The following is a 1,794-nucleotide window of genomic DNA, read 5'->3' on the forward strand; positions in this document are numbered from 1 at the left end:
CGGCACCCGGACTCCCGGGTGCCGCCGTCGGCGCGTGTCCGACCGGCCCCGTACGCGGGCGCGCGGGCTGCGGTGTGGCGGCGGTGGCGATAGGGCAGAATAGACGAGGTCCCACCAAGGGCCGTACGGCCTCTCGACGACGACGTCGGGGGCGTTGACGCACGAGACGGGCGTGATCCGTCCGGGACGAGGAGAGCGATGACCGACCCGCGGGACGGCTACAAGCGTGTGATGCTCAAGCTGGGCGGAGAGATGTTCGGCGGGGGCGGCGTGGGGATCGACCCCGATGTGGTCCAGTCGGTCGCCAGGCAGATCGCCGAGGTGTCCCGCACGGGCGCGCAGATCGCGATCGTCATCGGCGGCGGGAACTTCTTCCGCGGCGCCCAGTTGCAGCAGCGTGGCCTCGACCGCGCACGGAGCGACTACATGGGGATGCTCGGCACCGTCATGAACTGTCTGGCGCTGCAGGACTTCCTCGAGCAGGAGGGCGTGTCCACGCGGGTGCAGACCGCCATCCACATGGGTCAGGTCGCGGAACCGTACATCCCCCTTCGTGCCGAGAGGCATCTGGAGAAGGGGCGTGTGGTGATCTTCGGCGCGGGCATGGGAATGCCCTACTTCTCCACCGACACGACAGCCGCCCAACGGGCGCTCGAGATCAAGGCCGAGGTGCTGTTGATGGCCAAGGCCGTCGACGGGGTCTACTCCGACGACCCGCGGACCAACCCCGACGCCGAACTCTTCGCACGGATCGAGCACCGCGAGTGCCTGGAACGGGGACTGAAGGTCGCCGACACGACCGCGTTCAGCCTCTGCATGGACAACAAGATGCCCATCCTGGTCTTCAACCTCCTCACCGAGGGCAACATCGCGCGCGCCGTCGCCGGTGAGGAGATCGGGACCCTGGTCAGCAGCCCGGCCTGAGGCGCGGGATCCGCGCCCCTCATCCACGTAGAGAACGGAAGGCAACACATGATCGACGACACCCTGCTCGAGGCCGAGGAGAAGATGGAGAAGGCCGTGGAGCACGTCCGTGACGAGCTCGCCGCCATCCGTACCGGTCGCGCCAACCCCGGCATGTTCAACCGGGTGCTCTGCGAGTACTACGGGACCCTGACCCCCATCACCCAGATGGCGAGTATCGCGGTGCCCGAGCCCCGGATGCTCATCATCAAGCCGTACGAGATGTCCCAGATCGGTCCGATCGAGAACGCCATCCGGAACTCGGATCTCGGCGTCAACCCGACCAACGACGGCCAGGTTCTGCGCGTGACGGTCCCACAGCTCACCGAGGAGCGCCGGCGCGATCTGGTCAAGCAGGCCAAGTCGAAGGCCGAGGACGGGCGTATCGCGCTCCGAGGTGTCCGGCGTAAGGCGATGGACGAGCTCAAGCGCATCGTCAAGGACGGCGAGGCCGGCGAGGACGAGGTCAACGCCGCCGAGAAGGAACTCGACAAGCTCACCCATCGGTACGTGGCCGACGTGGACGAGCTCGTCAAGGCCAAGGAAGGCGAGTTGATGGAGGTCTGATCTCCCAGCACCCGCCGACCCACCCCCGAGACTCGAGGAGAATGCCGTGGACACCGCCCCGCCCGGCCCACCCGGGCCCACAGCCGCGGCCGCGGCTCCGCCGTCGCGGGCGGGAAGGGACCTGACCCGCGCCATCCCGGTGGGCGGCGGGCTCGGGGCTCTGGTGATCGCGAGTATCGCGTTCAACCCCAGGGCCTGGTACCTGGTCGCGGCCGGTGCCGTGGCCATCGGGACCTGGGAGGTGTTCAAGCGGCTGCGGCAGGA

At 68.4% G+C, this 1,794-nt stretch carries 2 protein-coding genes and 1 pseudogene; all 3 read left to right on the top strand.

The window, feature by feature from the left end:
* Positions 1-198 precede the first annotated feature (198 nt).
* A complete protein-coding gene (gene pyrH, locus G6021_RS08540) occupies positions 199-924 on the top strand; it encodes a UMP kinase (protein WP_179525457.1) in 726 nt (241 codons plus the stop codon).
* Between the two features lie 48 nt (positions 925-972).
* Positions 973-1,530 (top strand): ribosome recycling factor, encoded by a 558-nt coding sequence (gene frr, locus G6021_RS08545; protein ID WP_182610948.1) that lies wholly within the window; start codon positions 973-975, stop codon positions 1,528-1,530.
* 46 nt (positions 1,531-1,576) lie between these two features.
* Positions 1,577-1,794 (top strand): annotated as a pseudogene (locus G6021_RS17275) (phosphatidate cytidylyltransferase); the annotation flags it as partial.

This window comes from Dietzia sp. CW19 (assembly GCF_014145265.1).
Taxonomy (GTDB): domain Bacteria; phylum Actinomycetota; class Actinomycetes; order Mycobacteriales; family Mycobacteriaceae; genus Dietzia; species Dietzia natronolimnaea.